Origin of the sequence: Fibrella rubiginis (assembly GCF_017353185.1) — a bacterium.
GTDB lineage: Bacteria > Bacteroidota > Bacteroidia > Cytophagales > Spirosomataceae > Fibrella > Fibrella rubiginis.
Genome location: NZ_JAFMYV010000011.1, coordinates 1 through 17,946 on the forward strand (window position 1 = coordinate 1; position 17,946 = coordinate 17,946).

At 53.8% G+C, this 17,946-nt stretch carries 14 protein-coding genes; 7 read left to right on the forward strand and 7 right to left on the reverse strand.

Features of this window, described 5'->3' with window-relative positions:
- Positions 1–268 precede the first annotated feature (268 nt).
- Together J2I47_RS19640 and J2I47_RS19645 are read left to right on the forward strand one after the other, a co-directional pair.
- Positions 269–1,522: an exonuclease SbcCD subunit D C-terminal domain-containing protein gene (locus J2I47_RS19640; RefSeq protein ID WP_207366316.1), complete on the forward strand. Its 1,254-nt coding sequence runs from the start codon at positions 269–271 to the stop codon at positions 1,520–1,522.
- On the forward strand, positions 1,494–4,565 hold the full coding sequence (locus J2I47_RS19645; RefSeq protein ID WP_207366317.1) for an AAA family ATPase: 3,072 nt from the start codon (positions 1,494–1,496) through the stop codon (positions 4,563–4,565). Before J2I47_RS19640 ends, J2I47_RS19645 begins: the two co-directional genes overlap by 29 nt.
- A gap of 87 nt (positions 4,566–4,652) precedes the next feature.
- On the opposite strand, the gene J2I47_RS19650 is transcribed toward J2I47_RS19645, so the two are convergent.
- The 3 genes from J2I47_RS19650 to J2I47_RS19660 all read right to left on the reverse strand — a co-directional run bounded on the left by J2I47_RS19650 (position 4,653) and on the right by J2I47_RS19660 (position 7,536).
- On the reverse strand, positions 4,653–5,459 hold the full coding sequence (locus J2I47_RS19650) for an enoyl-ACP reductase FabI (RefSeq protein WP_207366318.1): 807 nt from the start codon (positions 5,457–5,459) through the stop codon (positions 4,653–4,655).
- Positions 5,460–5,562: 103 nt separating this feature from the next.
- Positions 5,563–6,471: a hypothetical protein gene (locus J2I47_RS19655; RefSeq protein WP_207366319.1), complete on the reverse strand. Its 909-nt coding sequence runs from the start codon at positions 6,469–6,471 to the stop codon at positions 5,563–5,565.
- Between the two features lie 39 nt (positions 6,472–6,510).
- Positions 6,511–7,536: an alpha/beta hydrolase gene (locus J2I47_RS19660; protein WP_207366320.1), complete on the reverse strand. Its 1,026-nt coding sequence runs from the start codon at positions 7,534–7,536 to the stop codon at positions 6,511–6,513.
- A 124-nt stretch (positions 7,537–7,660) separates the two neighbouring features.
- On the opposite strand from J2I47_RS19660, the gene J2I47_RS19665 reads away from it, so the two are divergent.
- Positions 7,661–8,500 carry a M23 family metallopeptidase gene (locus J2I47_RS19665; RefSeq protein ID WP_207366321.1) on the forward strand — a complete coding sequence of 280 codons (840 nt, stop codon included), beginning with the start codon at positions 7,661–7,663 and terminating at the stop codon, positions 8,498–8,500.
- A gap of 29 nt (positions 8,501–8,529) precedes the next feature.
- Here the strand turns inward: J2I47_RS19665 and J2I47_RS19670 are convergent, their stop codons facing one another.
- Entirely contained in the window at positions 8,530–9,936 is a 1,407-nt protein-coding gene (locus tag J2I47_RS19670; protein WP_207366322.1) for a methyltransferase RsmF C-terminal domain-like protein, read from the reverse strand.
- Positions 9,937–10,057: 121 nt separating this feature from the next.
- Here J2I47_RS19670 and J2I47_RS19675 point away from each other — a divergent pair, with 121 nt between their 5' ends.
- Together J2I47_RS19675 and J2I47_RS19680 are read left to right on the forward strand one after the other, a co-directional pair.
- Positions 10,058–10,579, forward strand: a complete 522-nt coding sequence (locus tag J2I47_RS19675; RefSeq protein WP_207366323.1) for a KdsC family phosphatase — start codon at positions 10,058–10,060, stop codon at positions 10,577–10,579.
- Positions 10,580–10,908: 329 nt separating this feature from the next.
- Positions 10,909–11,358 (forward strand): DUF4143 domain-containing protein, encoded by a 450-nt coding sequence (locus J2I47_RS19680; protein ID WP_229374802.1) that lies wholly within the window; start codon positions 10,909–10,911, stop codon positions 11,356–11,358.
- Here J2I47_RS19680 and J2I47_RS19685 read toward each other — a convergent pair.
- A complete protein-coding gene (locus J2I47_RS19685; RefSeq protein WP_207366324.1) occupies positions 11,345–12,196 on the reverse strand; it encodes an aminotransferase class IV in 852 nt (283 codons plus the stop codon). The genes J2I47_RS19680 and J2I47_RS19685 overlap by 14 nt on opposite strands.
- A gap of 203 nt (positions 12,197–12,399) precedes the next feature.
- Between J2I47_RS19685 and J2I47_RS19690 the strand changes: the two genes are divergently transcribed.
- A complete protein-coding gene (locus J2I47_RS19690; protein WP_229374804.1) occupies positions 12,400–12,858 on the forward strand; it encodes a YsnF/AvaK domain-containing protein in 459 nt (152 codons plus the stop codon).
- Positions 12,859–13,021: 163 nt separating this feature from the next.
- Here J2I47_RS19690 and J2I47_RS19695 read toward each other — a convergent pair whose 3' ends face one another.
- Both J2I47_RS19695 and J2I47_RS19700 read right to left on the reverse strand, forming a co-directional pair.
- Positions 13,022–13,777, reverse strand: coding sequence for a LytR/AlgR family response regulator transcription factor (locus J2I47_RS19695; protein ID WP_207366325.1), 756 nt, complete (start codon positions 13,775–13,777; stop codon positions 13,022–13,024).
- A 43-nt stretch (positions 13,778–13,820) separates the two neighbouring features.
- On the reverse strand, positions 13,821–14,888 hold the full coding sequence (locus tag J2I47_RS19700; protein WP_207366326.1) for a sensor histidine kinase: 1,068 nt from the start codon (positions 14,886–14,888) through the stop codon (positions 13,821–13,823).
- A gap of 275 nt (positions 14,889–15,163) precedes the next feature.
- Between J2I47_RS19700 and J2I47_RS19705 the strand changes: the two genes are divergently transcribed.
- Entirely contained in the window at positions 15,164–17,740 is a 2,577-nt protein-coding gene (locus tag J2I47_RS19705) for a TonB-dependent receptor (protein WP_207366327.1), read from the forward strand.
- Positions 17,741–17,946 lie beyond the last annotated feature (206 nt).

The following is a 17,946-nucleotide window of genomic DNA, read 5'->3' on the forward strand; positions in this document are numbered from 1 at the left end:
ACCTTTATCTCCCCATGTCAAGTCCTTGTTTGAAAATAGTTTGATAAATTTCAGAAATAGCCTCTAAACGCCTGATTAGCAGTATTACCAGTGTCAAACTTTTTTTTAAGCACCTTCAGTTCGGCATACAAACAGGATTTTTCGGCGTTAAATAGTACTTTAGCTACGAGTAAACAACAAACAGCGTACCTACTTCTCCTGTGTCAGTCTGCTAACTCACTGTGGACGTGCGAAATAGGATAAAACAAAGTTGGTACACTGGCGCATCATGAAGATTTTACACACGGCAGACTGGCATCTGGGTAAACGATTGTACCGTTCTGATCTTCGGGACGATCACGCTTATTTTCTGAACTGGCTAATTGACACCGTCCAGCAACGGCAGGTTGACGTGCTGCTTATTTCGGGCGATGTGTTCGATACAACAAACCCTAATGATGGGTCGATGCAGTTGTATTACCAGTTTCTAACGCAGTTACTGCCGCTATCGGTAACGATCATCATTACGGGCGGCAACCACGATTCGGCTACCAAGCTCAATGCCCCGAAAGAATTGCTGCGACACCTGAATATTCATGTGGTGGGCTGCACCAGTGGCAACTGCCATGATGAGGTGATTCGGTTAGCCAATGGGTCTGTCGACATATTAGTAGCAGCGGTACCTTATCTGCGCGATGCTGATTTGCGGCAGTCGATCTCCGGTCAGCGCTACGAGGATCGGGTTGAAGCCGTGCGGATGGGTATTCGGAATCACTACGAACGTATTGCCGACCACTGCCATACTGACTTTGCCGGTGTGCCTTCTCTGGCAATGGGGCACCTGTATGTTAACGGTGCTTCAGTTTCAGAGAGCGAGCGTGAGATTCATGCGGTAGGCGGTCAGGCGGCGTTTTCGAGCGAACATTTTCCTGATGGGTTCGCCTACGTAGCCCTGGGTCATATACATGTACCGCAACGGGTGGGCGGTAGTGACTCTGTGCGGTATTGCGGATCGCCGATTCCACTGAGCTTCAGCGAACGTACCAATGCGCATCAACTTCTGGAAATCACGGTCGATAATGGGCTGGTAACGGCTATTGAATCGGTAGCGGTGCCTCAATCGCGGCAGCTACTCCACGTTACGGGGTCTCTGGAAGACGTTAGAGAACAGTTGAACGGGCTGGAGCGTACCCACACCCTCCCTGCACTGGTGGAGGTTCTGGTTGATGAACCTACAGAGAGCCTGAGCACGCGCATGCACTTCGATCAGTTGCAGCGCGATTATAAGGAAGCCCCCTTTATACTGGCTAAAACGCGTCTGCTATTTCGCAACAAACGTAAAAGCCTGGAGTCTTTGTTTGGCGCCGAAACTTACCTGGCTGACCTCACTTATCTGGATGTGTTTGAGCAGCGACTGTCGCAGTCAGACGTTGATGAGCAACAGCGTGAGGGACTTATTCATACCTACCAACAGCTCTACAAGCTGGTTACGGAGCAAGCGGCTCCTGTGAACTATGAAAATTCGCCAAATCCGGTTTCGTAACATAAACTCGTTCTACGGCGAACATGAACCTATTCAGTTTGCCGATGGCCTGCTGGGCGAAACGGGCCTGTTTGTCATTTCCGGCCCAACGGGCGCGGGCAAGTCAACGCTGCTCGATGTAATGACACTGGCCCTGTTCAATCGTCTTCCGCGTCTTAGTGGGGCCATTTCAGGAGCCAATATCAGCGACGATGGACTGATTGTAAACCGGCAGGCGGCGGCGGAACCCAACACGGCGGCTTATGCCGAAGTGGAATATGAGGTAGACGGCAACCGCTACCGGTCGCGGTGGTCGATTCGGAAAAACCGCAACAACAACTGGAATAATTATGACATGGAAGTGGCGCACCTGCCCGACGACAAGCCGGAGGGTAACCTGTTTCCGATTAAAAACCTGCTCGATTTTCCGAAGAAGAACGAAGAACTGATTGGCCTCAGTTACGAACAGTTTATCAAGTCTATTGTGCTGGCGCAGGGGGCGTTCGACCAGTTTTTGAAATCGCGGGCGTCGGAGCGGAGCAAGATGCTGGAGAAACTGACCGGCACCGAAATCTACCGGCAGTTGAGTCGCCGGGCGTTTGAGCACAGCAAATGGCTGGATCAGCAGATCAGCGACAAGCGCATCAGCATTTCGTCGATTCGGATGCTGTCGGATGAAAAAGTGGCTGAACTCACCGACCAGTTGACCAAAGCTGACGAGCGCCTCGATGAGCTAAAGACGCAGTCAAAGCTGCTTGAAGCCGAAAAAAAGGCCGTCGATGATGCCGAAAAAGCCGAGACTGCCTTGGCCCGTTGTGCTAAAGATGATGAAAAGCTACAGGCGCGTTTCGCAGAGTTTGCCACCGACCGCCTGCGCCTGGAACAACACGACCTGGTGACGCCGCTGGCGGGTTTGCTCACTGAACTGGCAGGCAGTGAACGCGCCCTGGCCAACATAAAGCAGAGCCGTACCGCCACCCTGGCTGACAGCGCCCAATTGACCAGCCAACTGGATGAACTGCTGGTGGAAGCAGCAGTTTTTGTAGGCAAAAAAAAACTGACCCAGAAAGACGCTGCCGGGGCCATAGAACTGTTCCGCGACCAGCTAAAGGCGCTGCAGGATCGGGTAAGCAGCGCCCAGAATGCTGCCGCCCCCCTGCTCCAGACCATTCGGCAGCAAGCCCCGGTAGCTCTCGACCTGCGGTATCTGACCCTGGCCGACTCAGTGGCCGCGCAGGAGCGAGTTGCTACCGAGCAGGGAAAGACGCAGCAACAAATCGACCTGCTTCAGCTTACCTATTCTGACGTATCACCAACAACGTTACCGGAACGGTTGCAGCAGGCTATCGACCGCGACAAACTGCTGACTACACTGGCTCTGTTGGAAGAGGAGCAACAGGACCGGATTTTAAAAGGCCAGAAAATAGCCGAGCCTATTGGTGCGTTACTGGCTGATATTGAGGCGAATAAACCATTGCTTGCTGATGCTCAAGCACGTGAACAGCTTGCCAATGAAGCCGTTATGCAGGCTGAAGCAGCGCAGCGCCGCATGAGTGACGAGGTGAACCTAACGGCCCTGCGCGAGGGTCTGACCGACGGTGACCCCTGCCCATTATGTGGGTCATTGGAACACCCCTATGCCACGCATTTTGTGAATCAGTTGGGCACGGTGGCGGCACAATTACTGCTGGCGAAAGAAGATCAGCGGCAGGCGGCGGCCGTTACGAAACAACTGTCTGACACACTCATTAGGCAGGAAGCCCAACTTGGCGAGGCCGAACGTACCCGCAAAGCGTTACAGGATCAGTTCAAAGCAAAACGGAACGAAATCAACGACCTGCGCGAGAAAAACGGGGTCGATGCCGATGCGGGGCCTGAAGCATTCAGAAGTGAACAAAGGGCATTGGGCGTAGTACAAGCCGATCTGAATGTCCTCCGCTCACTTTGGGAGCAGTTACGAACCCTGCAACAGATTACCTATCAACTTGCTGATTTACAAGAGTATGCCAAAACAATTCAGGTTGTAACAGCAGAAAAACAACGACTGTATCCAGGTGACGACTGGGCTGTTCGGGCGGGGACATTGCTGAAATCACTCGCCGATGTGCAGGGCCGCATGGCTACGCAGACGGAGGTACAACGCCGTCTGGACGAAGACGAACGTCGGGTGCTGGCCGATGAACGCCGGGTGGTGACGGCCCTGAAACCGCTGCTGAAAAAGCTGAACATTGAAACGGCCGAAACAGCCCGCGAACGGCTGCTGGACACGGGCACAACGCAAAAGCTGCGCAAACTGCGCGACGAGCTGGACCGTGACCGGATTGAGTTGGATCAACGTATGGCCGACGAACAACGCCGTCTGGAAAACGCCCACAAAGCCCGCAAGACAGATCTCTCTCCTGCCGATGTAAAGGCCTCATTCGATGCTGCGAGGCGGGAACACGACCGAATTTTGTCTGAATCGGGCTATGCCCGGTCGGCGCTGGATGGGAACAAAAAAGTGGTTGGTATTCACCAGAAAAGCATTGCCGAGCTGGGTCAGATGGAAGCCGACGCGATGCCCTGGAAAGAACTGAGTAAGCTGATTGGCAGCGCTAAAGGGGATAACTTCAGCAAGTTTGCGCAGAGCCTGACGCTGGCACAGCTGATTGGTCTGGCCAACCGCCGTTTGAAAGATCTGACCGATCGGTACCTGCTTCTCTCGCCGCGCGATGAACAGGAAGAGCTGTTTGTGGTAGACCTCTATCAGGGGCAGGCCGAACGAACAATCACGAGTTTGTCGGGTGGCGAAACGTTTACGCTGAGCCTGGCCCTGGCCCTGGGGCTGTCTGATCTAGCTTCGCAAAATGTGCAGATCGACAGCCTGTTTATCGACGAAGGATTTGGTACGCTCGACCCCGAATCGCTGGATACCGCCATTGTGATGCTGGAAAAACTGCAACAGGATAGCCAGAAAACCATTGGCATCATCTCACACCGGCATGAGATTAAAGAGCGCATCACCGTGCAAATTCAGGTAGAGCGCGGCATCGATGGCAATAGTCGGTGCTATCTAGTCAGTTGAAGAAGTTTACCGTTTTCAGTTGGCTGACGCGAACGCACGCTGGCGTCAGCCAACTGAAAACGGTAAACAATAAGCTGAAAACTCTTGCTACAGTCCTTCCATTACTTCCTGCGATACGCCCGTTGAGACGAAGCCACCGTCGTGGAAAAGGTTTTGCATGGTTACCATGCGGGTGAAGTCAGAGAAGAGGGTGAGGCAGTAGTCGGCGCACTGGTCGGCGGAGGCGTTGCCGAGGGGGGCAATCTTGTCGGCGAAGTTGTAGAACTTGTCGAAGCCGCCGATGCCCGAACCCGCCGTAGTAACCGTGGGTGATTGCGACACCGTGTTCACGCGCACTTTGCGGAACTTGCCGTAGTGGTAACCAAAGCTGCGGGCTACCGATTCGAGCATGGCTTTGGCTTCAGCCATATCGGTATAGAAAGGGAAGGTACGCTGGGCCGCCATGTAGGTTAGTGCCACCACAGAACCCCATTCGGCCATAGCATCCTGTTTGTAAGCTACCTGCAACATCTTGTGCAGCGACATGGCCGACACGTCGAGGCTTTGTTTGAACCACTCATAGTTCAGGTCGGTGTAGGCGCGACCCTTGCGGATGTTGGGGCTCATGCCGATGCTGTGCAACACAAAGTCGATCTTGCCGCCAAGCACCTCCTGCGATTGGGTGAACAGCTTGTCCATATCCTCGGTTGAGGTAGCGTCGGCGGGAATAATTTGGGCGTCACACTGCTCAGCAAGCTTATTGATTTCGCCCATGCGCATGGCAATGGGGGCGTTAGTCAGCGTAAAAATAGCGCCCTCCTCTTTGGCCTTGAGGGCCACTTTCCAGGCAATTGATTGCTCGTTGAGGGCACCTGAAATGATGCCGCGCTTTCCGTTCAGTAGTCCGTAAGCCATTGGTTGAATGAATAATGTACAATGAATAATGTACAATGAATAATGCAGTTGGTTGCAGCACTTACTCATTGAGGAAAGGCAAAAGTAAGCCTAATAAGCCTGTTCAGGCCAGTTGAGCGGCGGTAAGCCCAAATTCTGTTTGCAAATACTGACGGGCAATAGCCTCCTCGGCCTCGTAGATCGACCGGTCAGACAGAGCACGATGGCCGTTATTGATGGCGTTGACCCAACTGTGGGAGGCGTAAGGGTCGTAGTCGAAGTTGGTGACGGTATAGCCCATGTGGTTAATGTCCTTAAACCACTCACTGGCGGTATCGATGTTGCCGAAAAAGCCAAATGGACGGGCGGCCCCTTCAGGCTGCGTAATAGACCGGGCTTTGGTCATGTCAATCAGACAGGCATACTCGTTCAGGCGACATTCGGGGAGCGGCCAGGCGCCTTGCGCGGCTAGCTGCCGCTTGTAGCCACCTCCACGCGGGTCGCCGTGCTTTGCATAGAGGGATTCTACCTCAGCCACGTCTGGCCGATAGTGCGTATAGCGATCACCGTTGCAAAGCCCTTCCTTGTAGGCCGGGCAGTTCCAGCACTGTCCCACTTTGCCAATGCCGAGGCCGTCGCCGATATGGTCGAGGTAAGCTTTCACCAGATCGTCGGTGTACAGGACATCGTTGTGCGTGATAAACAGGTGGGCTTTATCGGTCTTCTCCCAGGCATATTGATAGCGTACCGACCGCCGGAACAGGGGAATGGGCAACAAATAACGCCGTTTGTCGGTGAGCATGTTCCGGTAGCCATAGTTCATCCAGGGCCGGTAGTAAACCACATTATAGGGCTTCAGGAGGCGTTTCAGGAAAGCCAGACTGGTGCCCTCGGGCTGTTGACGCTCTTCAATAAAATAGATGGTGTCGATCCATTGTCCCGACTGCTTCAGCAGCGAAAGCAGCGTGACCGCCGTTATGTAAGGTTTGCCATAAACACTAACGGCAACGTCGACAGAGTTAGGGGTGGGCATTAACAGCGGAATTGATTGAAGCGCAAAACTACGTCTGCCCTAATGAACCGCCAAGGATGTCTCCTGCGATACGGGCACCAGACCTACGGTTCGGTTCAGGAAAAACTCAGTGGCCCGGTAAACGCCTTCCAGCTCACCCGATGTGAAGTGCGACGCAATGACGTGATCACCCGCCCTGGGGAAAGCCGTCTTCACTTTTTTGTCGGCCGGGGTACCCAACTGGTCAAACATAGTGAGCATAGCCGGCACCGATACGACTTTGTCCTGATGGTCCTCATCTTTATAATAGTAGCCCATAAACAGGGGCTGCTTCACCTGGGCAAACTGGCCAGGCGTCATATACGTGTCTATCATGGTCTGGAGCGTAATGAGGCCATTGGTATGGTATCGCGTGAGCCAGTAGCGGGCACGGTCAGGCTTGTAATGAGTGATATTGACGTGTTCATCGCCCAGGGCGAGGTTCGTGATTTCACGTCCCCAGGGCATCGTGGCTAGTGCCAACGCCGGGTTAGCTACCGCCACGCAGGGAGAATACAGTACTACGGCAGCCAGATCGGGATGATGGGTCGCCAGATACAGCGACAGCATTCCCCCCGCCGACGTGCCCACAACAACTACCCGGTTACCCAGCAACCGCCCAACAGCCAGTGCCTGCTCAGCAGAGGCAGCGTAGGCGGCGGGGGTTAGTTTTTTAAAAGCGTCAGGCGATTTCAGGCCATGTTCATAGGGCCGGGCCAGGTAGAGATTACAGCCGAAATGCTTCGCCAGCCGTTTATGCACCGGGTCACCCTCGGCCCAGGAGGCGCCAAAACCAGGGATATAGACCATGCTGACGGCTGTTTTTTGCTTATGCAGGCTGTCGGCCCAAACAATACGGGCATCGTTGTCGGGTTTCAGGCCTGCCTGTTGCTCGGTAGCTATGATGGATTTCTCCAGGGCAGACAAAGCCGTTTTCAGCACGGGTGCCTCGGCCCGAACCGGCTCGAACTGCGGTCGTGGACCCAGCATATACACGATGACAAGTAGCAGCAGCAAGCCACCGGCGATTTGAAGAGGTCGTTTCATGGTTAATGTAAATGACAGGTAAGGGTTGGGCTCACGAACGGTCCATTGCCTATGAAAAGTTTACTGAGCCTAACCACTACTGCCCAGTCCTGGTTGACTACAGGATTCATTAACGCATCTGACCATGAACCGATTTACACTAGCCGGCTTACTGCTCATTACCGGAACAACCGTTCGGGCACAAACCGCCACACCTTCTCGATCTGTTTCGGCTGCACAGGGAACCGTAGTACGCTGGACGGGCAACTGCCAGCGGTGCAGTTTTGACGACCGCGCCTGGAACCCCGTCAACGGCACCTGCTACTACCCTATTGACATGGAGAAGAAAGCAGGCACCTACACGATTTCACGCCGGACTACGGGAGGTAAACTCGAAAGCGCCCAACTGATCGTAGCCGAGAAACCCTGCAAGCAGGAAGACCTCAAGAACTTCAAAAAAATGGAGTACATCAAGGTCTCAGCAGCCAATCTGGCCCGGCACCGCAAAGAGATGGACGAGCTGAACCCCATTCTGATGTATAAAAATGAAGAGAAACCTGCCGTGTTCGACCTACCCGTAGCCAAACCCGCGGCTAAGCTCGGCAAGGGTGAAGGCTTTGGCAACTGCCGCTCATTTGCCGGACAAAAAGCCGACCGCCATACCGGCACCGACTATCCGGTTGGGGCCGGAGCGCCCGTGCTGAGCGTGGCCAATGGTCGGGTGGTGCTGGCAGCTAACCACTTTTTCAGCGGTAATTCGGTGTACATAGATCATGGTAACGGCCTGCTAACCGAATATTTTCACCTCAAGTCCATCGCGGTAAAGCCAAATCAGACGGTAACGAAGGGGGAAAAAATAGGCGTTGCCGGCGACACTGGGCGCACAACGGGGCCACACCTTCACTTTGGCGTTCGCTGGCATAGCGAAAAGGTCAATCCAGGGTATCTGCTGATGGATCCGTCTGATATGCCTCAGGTACAGTAAGTTACGGGGTACTCTTGTTGTGTTGCCGGCTACGTGTATTCTGGTATGTCCATGCGGATACGCCAGTCTTTGGGCAGGTAGTTGTTGACGCGATTGCCGAGGTTTTTCATCCAGCCCAGCGGCAGTCCCTCATAGCGAGCCAGTAACCAACCACGGGGGGCACCGGGCAACAGAAGGTTTTCCTTTTTGAAATAATGCAGGGATTCCTCGCGGGTAAGGTCAACACCGGGGAGGTCAGGGGCAAGTTCGGTACTGAGCGCTAGGGCATGGTTGGGCAGAAAATCCTGTCCTTTAAACAGGCCCATCTCAATACCAAACCCTTTGCTGCGTAGTGCCCCGTCGAGCATAACGAGTTCTTTTTCGAGCGCAATGGGCACGGCCAGGATCTCGTCGTTGGGCTTTTGCCAGAACGAAAACTGATCGGCATGGCGCAGGAAAGGTTTCAACGCACCCACCTGCTTATGATGCACTAGCCGGGCCGACTTAAACCCGCGCGTTTTGGCCACCGGCGACGCCGCCGAACCCGTTTTGCGGAATAGACTGATGAAGAAGCCTTCGCCCCTGACCCGATGCGGGTAGCACTGGTAACCTACACTATTCCCAAAAACGCGTTCGGTGATCCCCCATGCACTGGCTGAATCGGGGGGGAGGTTGAGGGGATGGTTCTGAAAACCATGGTCGGAGAGCCACTGCACGGCCAGGCCATTCTCGGCGTCGTTGTAGGTACAGGTACTGTAGATAAGCCAGCCATCTTCGGCTACGAGCGGTGCCGAAGCAGCCAGAATGCGTCCCTGCCGGGCCGAACACAACTGCACATGCTCCGGCGACCATTCGCCCACGGCCTTCGGGTCTTTCCGGAATAATCCTTCACCCGAACAGGGCGCGTCGATCATGACGAGGTCGAAAAATCCGGCCAGCGGCGCAAAATCTTCGGGGTCGTGATGACTAACCACTACGTTGGCGTACCCCCACTTGTCGATGTTTTCGCGAAGCACCGGCACCCGCGACCGGATTACTTCATTACACACCAACACACTGTTGGGCGGCAGCGTAGAGGCCATCAATGTACTTTTGCCACCCGGCGCCGCACAAAGGTCCAGCGCTCGAACAGGTGGCCGACCAACATACGCCCTGGTCTGTCCAACCGTTTGCCGAATGGCCTCGGCCAGCAGCATCGACGAGGCTTCCTGCACATAGTAGGCCCCCGCCTGAAAAAGCGGATCGAGGGTAAAAACGGGCCTTTCGGACAGATAGACTCCTGTTTCGCACCAGGGCACAGGTGTCAGGCCAGCCGTATTGAACCCCGGCTTGCGGGGATTGAGGCGAATGCTAACGGGCGGCGGGGTAGCCAGCGCGGCAACAAAAGCAGGATAGTCTGGACCGAGTTGTTGCTGCATCTGCGCCTCGAAAGCCGCAGGCAGGTTGAATACTTGCATAGAGAACAAAGGTAGGAGATGTTGGACGTTGGCTACTGGACATTGGTTACGCACGAGTCTGCTTTCATAAGTAGTATCTAACGTCCAACGTCCAATATCCGCCATCCTCTACCTTTGCTTTATGACAACTACATTGACTGACCGCTTCAAGCAGATTACCACCTTCATTTTTGACGTTGATGGCGTGCTCACTGACGGCACCGTAAACGCGTTGGCTTCCGGCGAAATGTACCGCACCTTTTATATCCGCGACGGTTATGGCATTGAACAGGCTATCAAGGCGGGCTATCGCGTGGCGGTGGTATCGGCGGGCAATCAGGACGGTGTTCGGAAACGGCTGGCCTTTTTGGGCATCAAAGACGTGTTTATGGGTGGCCCCACCGACCAGAAAGTAAACGCCTACCTTGGCTATCTCAACCGCGACAGTATCCCCGAAAACCAGGTGCTCTACATGGGCGACGATCTACCCGATCACGCTATTCTAAGTCGTCAGGCCCTGTTGAGCACTTGTCCCGCCGATGCCGCCGACGAGATTCAGGCCGTTTGCGACTATATCTCGCCTGTGGTGGGTGGACGCGGAGCCGTGCGCGACGTGATCGAGCAGGTCATGAAAGCACAGGGCAACTGGGCAACGTGGCTTTAGCAAGCGTTGTTACCCATCTTCATACAAGGGAGCGTGACTGCTCCTGGCTGTTCACTACCGCAAGCACATCCGCACCAACGACAGTAGCAAGGTGTTATCCTTTTGAGATTCCAGACAGTTTAGGGGGCTATTTTATGTAGATTTAAAGTTCAACTTTAAATCTACATAAAATAGCCCCCCGTGCTGGGTCACTCACAATAGCCGAGAAGGTACTAGATCTAGTCAATAAATTCCCGATTGCGTTTCTGACTAGCCCCGGCAGTTGGGCAAAACAACGCTGCTACAGAACCTGCTGCCCAACTACCAGTACGTCTTTCTCAATCATTTTTTTGCTCCAGCCCTACTACCAAAATTTTAACAAGCGAGTTATTAAAAGTCCAAAACTGTACTTCTACGATACGGGTCTGGCCTGCAGTCTGCTTACAATGACAGAAGCTCAACAGGTAGAGAGCTATTATCAGCGGGGCAGCTTGTTTGAAAACGCGATGGTTGCAGAATTAATGAAAAACAGACTAAATGCCGGGCAGTCTCCCCACTTCTATTTCTGGCAGGACAGCAATCATGTAGAGGTAGACCTGCTGGAAGAGCAGCCGAATGGTTTTACCAGCTATGAAATGAAGTACAGCCAGACTGTCAGCTCGGATCATCTTGAAAACCTGATCCACTTCAGAAAATTAACTGAAACAACCGGCGATGATTATCTGCTTTATGCGGGCAGCGAAGACCAGAAACGCACTGGTGCTACCGTGGTCGGCTGGCAGGGTGTCACGAGTTTGTAAAGCTCCTGAACCGATCCAGCAACTCCCGTGCCACTGGGCCTACATGACCATTTCCGACAGGAAGATCGCCGATCCTAACAATTGGAAGCACTTTTTTGTTGCTGCTGGTGGTGAAGGCCTCGTCGGCGTCGTAGAGGTCTGAAAGTAAAACCGGGCGTTCGTCGATCTGGAAATCGGGGCGGGCCAGGTCCATTACGGTGCGACGAGTAATGCCCCGCAAAATATGTCGGCTGGGGGTGATAAGGCGGTTGCCCTTCACCAGAAACAGGTTACTCCGGCTTAGTTCGCTGAGTTCGCCGTGCAGGTGATACAGTACGTCCTGCGCCCCAGCTTCCCTGATCTTTCCCGACAATAACATCACGTGCCGATAGTCGGTAGTTTTTACTTCGGGCATCGGGCGAACGTATTCATCCAGTATCACGCGGATACCGTGCTCATACTGTTCGGCGGGAACGGGGTGGATAGGCTCACTCAGGATCAGCAGGTTAGGCTTTACAATACTGATACTATCGGGCGAATAACCACCGGTCATCACCAGCCGGAAGGCTACGTCGGCGGTCCCGCCGCTCCGGCGTACCGGTCCGGGCTGGCCGGACCGCCGCAACAAATCCAGCAGAATGGCGTAGGTCTCTTCCCGCGAGAGGGGCAGCGTCAACGTCATTTTCTCCGCCGAATGGCGGAACCGCTCCCAATACCAATCCCACTGAAAGGGCTTCCCGTTGTAGGTCAGGAAATAATCGAACAGGCCAAACCCACGCAACAAACCCAGGTCGGTTACGCCCACGCCGATTTGATCTGTAGGTTGTATAATGCCGTTAAAGTAGCCGTAGTAAGTCATGTAAACTGGTAGTGAGCAACGCGGTTGTGATGCCTAAACAAAAAGCCGGGGATGAAACGCAAAAATTTAACGATAAAACAATGTGTTGACAGTCAATATATTATATAGCAGATAATGACTGTTCGTTCATTAACACACGGTTTTTAATAACCATGTCCATCACTTTTCGCTTATGCCTATAATTCTATAGACCTTGTAGTTATATGAACAATTCTGTGGCTGAACAGCCCGCTTCTGCATCTCCAACTGAGTTGGCCAGTACCTCATCACAGGCAATGCCGGCTGAGTCAACGGTCGTTATTCCCGTGATCGAAGAGCAGGTTCATGTACACAAAGAAACGGATGAAACCGGACGAATTCGTATTAGCAAACAGGTTTTCGACGATGTGCAGCAGGTGAATACCCTGCTCAATCATGAGGAGATCGACGTGCAGCGCATACCGTTTAACGAAGTCGTTCCTGAAGCACCCGCGGCCCGTTACGAAGGTGATACCTACATTATTCCGGTGGTTCGGGAAGAGGTTGTTACCTCTATCCGCTACGTGCTGGTGGAAGAAATCAGGGTCACAAAACGGCAGTTCCAGACGGTAGACAATCAAACGGTTACGCTCCGGCGCGAGGCAGTCACTGTAGAGCGACTCTCGCCTACCGACGACGTATAGAAACTCACTAACAATAGATTAACCGATCTTACATGATCAGCTTACCGTAAAAATGTAGTCGACATTTTCGACACTGCTGCCTGTATCGCATCCAGTTGTATTCCGTGCCCAATACCCAACCGTAGCTCCGGCCAGTCTGCTTTTGCAGGCTGGCTTTTTGCCTTTAGCTCACGCCATAACACCGCTCAAACTCGTCGACGTAACTACTGCCCACAGGAATGACCTGTTTGCCAATGGTGAGGTTGGTTCGCTGAAACGCCGTGATCTTATCCAGGGCCACGATATACGATTTGTGAACCCGGCAAAAGCGCGATTCGGGCAGTTTGGCGTGGATGGATTTTAAGGTCAGGCGGCTGAGAATAGGCCTTTGCTGGCCCGAAACGAAAATTTTGACGTAATCCTTTAACCCTTCCACGTACAGCACTTCGTCGTGGTAAATGCGTATTTCCTGGTATTCGGCGAAGACGAAAAAGAACGTTCGTTCGGCGGGCAGCGTCACTACCGGCGCGGGCGCAACGGGCAGCTCCGTCAGCGTCACCGGCGGGTTCACCGGCTGATTATGTCGAAGCAGAAACAGGTCGTAGGCTTTGGAAACAGCCTTTAGAAAACGCTCGAATGGGATGGGCTTAAGCAGATAGTCGACCACATCGAAGGTATAACCGTCCAGCGCGTATTGATCATAGGCGGTAGTCAGGATGACCATAGGCGGCTGGCTGAGGGTACGCAGAAACTGCAGTCCGGTCAGCGTGGGCATCTGAATGTCCAGAAACAGCAGATCGACCTGCCCGCGCCGAATGGGTTCATAGGCTTCCAGCGGATTGCTGTATTTTCCCACCAGGTCAAGAAACGGTATTTTTTGAATATCGTCGGCCAGCAAATCCAGCGCAAAAGGTTCGTCGTCAATAGCGATGCAGCGCATGTTACAATAGGCAGTAAAAAGCAAGGGGCAGTGGATGATACGCTTACGTTGTCATGGCATACTGCACACTGCTAAGTTGTTCCAGGATTAAGTTAACCCGAAACACACCGTTTTCGGTGCCGTAGTGCAGATTATGCCGACCGGGGTAGTGGAGCAATAACCGCTGAGCTACATTGGCAATGCCAATACCTGAATCTTCGGACGATGCACCTGAGGTGGCGAAATCAGGGTTTTGAACCGAAAAGTGCAGTTCGTCGCCATGCACAGCCAGCCGAATCTGAATATGGCCTGCTTCCTGGCCGTGTAGTCCATATTTGAACGCGTTTTCCACAAACGGAATAAACAGCAACGGCTCGATCTGGAGCCGTTCCACCGGTCCTTCTACGGCGAAATCGACGGTTTGGCGGTCATTCAGCCGCATCTGCTGCAGGTCGATATAATGGTGCAGGTGTTCAATCTCCTGGGTTAGCGGCACATGATCGCGCTGCGCCTGGTAGAGCATGTAGCGTAGTAGCTGCGAAAGCTTCACCACGGCATCTTCTGTTTTTTGCGATTTCTGCCGTGCCAGCCAGCGGATATTGTTGAGCGTGTTGAATAAAAAATGGGGGCTAACCTGCAGCTTCAGCATGGCCAGTTCAGCCGACACTTTGCCCAGCGCCATCTGCTGCTGTTGATCGCGCAGACGGGCATGGTGACGGATGAGGGCAATCAACGAGCTAAGAATCATGGCAAACCCAAACGACAGCGACGCGCTCAATGTGCCGGGCCAGGGCGTGAACTGCCGCCGACGGCCACGGGGCGAGTAATGCACACCCGGCGGGAAGCCGTAAAAGCAGGCAATGCGCACCAACACAACCACCAGCAGCATGCCCAGCAGGGTAAGCACAAAACGATTGAGGTGCTGCGTAGCCAGGAATTCGGGCGTGAGCCGGCGCAGGTTATAATAAAAACAGGTAGCAATGGTGCCTCCCACCAGTAGCTGCGCCATGCCGATGCTTAGCAAATCCTGCTGATTCCAGAGAAACGGCGGTAACGTTAAAAACGGTAGCCCGGCAAAGAGCGCCCAGCCCAGGGCATGTAGCCAACCCTGATAGCGTTCGAGGATTTTCATAACGGAAGTTACAGGTTTCCAGACAGTTCATCATGAACTGTAGACCAAGCAGGCAGGTGTGCCGATGAAGGAGAGGAAAGGGAGGAGGGAAGAAAAGAGGAAGGACATTGCTAACGTTGGTGAAGTGTTTTAGCGTTAGTAACGTCTTTCCTCCATTCTTCCCTCCTCCCTTTCCTCCCCTTCATCGACACATACCTACTACGTCTCTACACTTGTTTTTATTATAATTCATACGGGTCAACCTTTGCCAACGTCAATTATATAACTCGCTGGCTATGAACCGCTTCTTACACACACTTCTTTTCGCCGGACTGCTACTGATCCCGGTTTTGTCACAGGCACAATTTGGTCCCCCCGGCGGGGGCGGTGGTGGTTTTGGTGGACCGGGCGGTCCCGGTGGCTTCGGCGACCGGCGCGGGCAGGAAGAAAAGAAAAAGAAGGAGTTTGTACCGGGTGTCGATACGCCCGAGGGTCCCAAAGGCAATGCCAAACTGGCCGGTGTCCTGACCGATTCACTGACGGGCCAGCCTGTTGAATACGCTACCGTTGCCCTGCTCAGCGTGGCTACGGGCAAGCCCGTAGATGGCAGTGTCAGCGACGGGCGCGGACGGTTTTCGCTTAAAAACCTGCCCGCCGGCGACTACAACATTCAGTACTCGTTTATTGGTTACCAGACGCGCACGTCGGCGCCCATCAAACTGGAAAACAAAACCGACCTCAACCTAGGCTCGGTCATATTGGCCCCCGACGTGCGGCAGCTTGGCGAAGTGACCGTGACGGGCCAGCGGGCCATGATTGAAGAAAAAGTGGACCGGCTGGTGTACAACGCCGAAAAAGACCTGACGGCGCGGGGTGGCGATGCGTCGGATATTCTTAAAAAAGTGCCGCTACTCTCTATTGACCTCGACGGCAACGTGAGTCTGCGGGGTAGCAGCAACATCCGGGTGCTCATCAACAACAAGCCCAGCACCATTGTGGCTGCCAGCGTAGCCGACGCCCTGAAACAGCTACCCGCCGACATGATCAAGAGCGTGGAAGTGATCACCAGCCCTTCGGCCAAATACGACGCCGAAGGTTCGGCGGGGATTATCAACATCATTACCAAGAAGAACACCCTTCATGGCATTACTATTAACGGCGACATTGGCGCTGGCACACGAGGATCGAACCTGGGCCTGAACGGCTCCTACCGGCAGGGTAAACTGGGCCTCACGCTGGGCGCATTCGGGCGGGCCATGTACAACCGGGCAGCCTCGACGCTCAACCAGACCACTCAGACCAGCGCCGGTACGCAACAGAGTTTGCAACAGGCCAGCGCGAGCGACCATCCCTTGTTTGGCACCTACACCCTGGGCGGCGATTACGACCTGAAATCCAACGAATCGATCAGCGCCAACATCCGTTTCGGTAACCGGAATTTTGTGCAGCAACAGCGGCAACTTACTGATTTCTACCTCAATAGTCTCTACACCAGCAGCACCAACCGCGACGTAGCGATCAAAAACCTGTCGAACAGTATCGACGCCAGCATTGACTACCTGCACACCTACAAACCCCAGCAGGAATTAAGCGTATCGGCGCAAATGAGCCGGGCCAACGTCACCAACGATTTCACCGCCAACCTGCTGAATGGCAGCAGTGAGATTCTGCGCAAGCAGCAGAACCTGAACAACAACACCAACCAGGAACTGATCTTCCAGGCCGACTACCAGACGCCGCTGGGTGCCCGGCAATTGATCGAGACCGGCGCCAAGCTGACTATGCGGCAGGTAAACAGCCAGTTCAACTACCTCTATGCCACCGGCAACAGCAGCACGTTTATACTGGACCCCAGCAGCCCATCGGGTTCGCTCGATTACCAGCAGGGTATTCAGGCGGCTTACCTCTCCTATACCTACGCCAGTCGGAGCAAATACACGCTGAAGGTAGGTGCCCGCTATGAACACACAAACATCACCGCCTACGGGACCAACGGCCAGTTGCTACCCATTCCCGACTACGGCAACCTGGTGCCCAGTATCAACCTGTCGAAGCCGATCAGCAAAAACACGACACTGAAAGCGGGGTATAATCGCCGGATTCAGCGGCCCGGTTTGCAGCAACTCAACCCAAACGTGAACGCCTCGAATCCGTTGAACATCAGCCGGGGCAACCCCTCGCTCAGCCCCGAATTAACCGATAACATTGAACTCGGCCTTAGCACGACCATCAAGAAGACATACCTGAATTTCAGCGTCTTCGGGCGGCAAACCAACAACGAAATCACGCAGATACGCACCACCAACGACACTATTTCGGGCGGTATCATCACCACCTTCAGCAACATTGGTTACGAGCGTACGCTGGGGGGCAACGTGTTCGGCAATGTGCAGCTTAGCCAGAAATGGAGCGTCAACGGGGGCATTGATCTGTATTACCGCACCTTGCAGGGGCAGGTAACGGGTCTCGACGGGCGGTCGGTAACGCAGACCAACGCGGGCCTCATCATTGGCGGGCGGTTGATGACGCAACTCACGCTGGGCAAGGGCTGGGGCGCGCAGGCCAACGCCTTCGTGAGTGGGCCACGGGTGCAGTTGCAGGGGCAGCAGGGGGGTATGTATATGTACTCGCTGGGTGTGCGCCGCGACTTTGCCAATAAGGCAGGCAGCATCGGCCTTGCCGCTGAAAACTTTGTTGGGGGTGTAATGATGACGTCGACGTTTGCTTCTCCCACGCTGCAACAAACGGGCGTCAATCATTTATACAATCAGAACATCAAAGTGACGCTCAACTACCGCATTGGCAAGATGACGTTTGAAACCCGCAAGCGGAAGAAAAACAATACTGGCGGCCAGCAGGAAGACGAGCAATAACGCGTTATGCGTCAGTCAGTTGCTTACGATTAAATACAACCTGGATAATATGAAAAGCCGGGTACGCCGTTGGCGTATCCGGCTTTTTGTTGCCTTCCCTCAACTGGCAGACTACTGTATCTGTATTTACAGGATAGGTGAGTAAGAACAAATAAATAAAATCAGTGCATAGTACATACTTGTACCGCCTAATTAATAAATTTTAT

Bases quoted from the DNA above. Each gene is read 5' to 3' on its own strand.
- J2I47_RS19645 (WP_207366317.1), top strand. From the start codon at position 1,494: ATGAAAATTCGCCAAATCCGGTTTCGTAACATAAACTCGTTCTACGGC.
- J2I47_RS19640 (WP_207366316.1), top strand. From the start codon at position 269: ATGAAGATTTTACACACGGCAGACTGGCATCTGGGTAAACGATTGTAC.
- J2I47_RS19685 (WP_207366324.1), bottom strand. From the start codon at position 12,196: ATGACTTACTACGGCTACTTTAACGGCATTATACAACCTACAGATCAA.
- J2I47_RS19705 (WP_207366327.1), top strand. From the start codon at position 15,164: ATGAACCGCTTCTTACACACACTTCTTTTCGCCGGACTGCTACTGATC.
- J2I47_RS19650 (WP_207366318.1), bottom strand. From the start codon at position 5,459: ATGGCTTACGGACTACTGAACGGAAAGCGCGGCATCATTTCAGGTGCC.
- J2I47_RS19655 (WP_207366319.1), bottom strand. From the start codon at position 6,471: ATGCCCACCCCTAACTCTGTCGACGTTGCCGTTAGTGTTTATGGCAAA.
- J2I47_RS19690 (WP_229374804.1), top strand. From the start codon at position 12,400: ATGAACAATTCTGTGGCTGAACAGCCCGCTTCTGCATCTCCAACTGAG.
- J2I47_RS19700 (WP_207366326.1), bottom strand. From the start codon at position 14,888: ATGAAAATCCTCGAACGCTATCAGGGTTGGCTACATGCCCTGGGCTGG.
- J2I47_RS19695 (WP_207366325.1), bottom strand. From the start codon at position 13,777: ATGCGCTGCATCGCTATTGACGACGAACCTTTTGCGCTGGATTTGCTG.
- J2I47_RS19660 (WP_207366320.1), bottom strand. From the start codon at position 7,536: ATGAAACGACCTCTTCAAATCGCCGGTGGCTTGCTGCTGCTACTTGTC.
- J2I47_RS19670 (WP_207366322.1), bottom strand. From the start codon at position 9,936: ATGCAAGTATTCAACCTGCCTGCGGCTTTCGAGGCGCAGATGCAGCAA.
- J2I47_RS19665 (WP_207366321.1), top strand. From the start codon at position 7,661: ATGAACCGATTTACACTAGCCGGCTTACTGCTCATTACCGGAACAACC.
- J2I47_RS19675 (WP_207366323.1), top strand. From the start codon at position 10,058: ATGACAACTACATTGACTGACCGCTTCAAGCAGATTACCACCTTCATT.